The following is a 786-nucleotide window of genomic DNA, read 5'->3' as shown; positions in this document are numbered from 1 at the left end:
GAGGGGGCCGAAGACTTCGTCCTGGACGACTCCGGCGAACAGTTCGATGCCGCGCGGCGCCATGGGCTGGATGACCACGCCCTTGAGCAGGCCGGCGAAGCGGGTGGCCAGGTCGCGGTAGGCGGTGCGGGCCTGTTGTTCGCCGGTGATGTCGAGGAGGACGGCGTTCTGGTCGCTCTTGTGCAGGAGGCCGGGCCAGTACGCCTTGAGCGCGACTCGGCCGTGGCCTTCGTCGGTGAGGTGGGCCGCGGCCTTGGCCGCGGCGTCCTCGTCTTCGGCCCAGCGCCAGGGGACTTGGGGTATGCCGTAGTGGTCGAGGAGTTGGGTGCAGGTGTGCGGGCTGAGCCAGCCGCCCTCGGGGTGCGCGGAGAGGAAGGCGGCGGCGATGGCGTGGCCGCCCTCCGCGCCCGCGGCATCCGCGTGCTCCTGCTGTGAGACCTCGCGCGGGACGGTTCCCTCGGGGCGTGCGCGCCATTGGGCGTAGCGCACCGCGTGTGCCAGTGCGCGGGCCGCCTGCTGGGAGTCCGCGTAGGCGGGTACGGGACGCTTCGCGCCGCTGCGGCGGAGGGCGACGGGTGCGGTCTGCTCGGTGAGGACGGCGGCCACCGTGCAGGAGCTGTGCTGCGCGGCGTGGGTGACCGCGCGCAGGAGGTTCTCGCCGGTCGCGGCGGCCAGTGCGGTGGGCACCAGCACGACCAGTACGCAGTCCACGGCGCGGGCCAACGCCTCGACGCAGGCGTGCAGTTGCTCCTCGGAGACCCCGGCCGTGGTGTCCACGGGGTTGGT

At 73.4% G+C, this 786-nt stretch carries 1 protein-coding gene; it reads right to left on the bottom strand.

Translation table 11 applies throughout. The annotated features are described in order from the left end of the window. The coding region (locus ABEE00_RS35700) for an acetate--CoA ligase family protein (protein WP_345749988.1) at nucleotides 1-786 on the bottom strand (786 nt) is incomplete at both ends.

The sequence above is a fragment of the Streptomyces odontomachicola genome, assembly GCF_039605595.1.
In the GTDB taxonomy this organism is placed as follows: Bacteria; Actinomycetota; Actinomycetes; order Streptomycetales; family Streptomycetaceae; genus Streptomyces.
The sequence above is the reverse complement of the archived record's forward strand: the minus strand, read 5'-3'. Positions and strand labels throughout refer to the sequence as shown.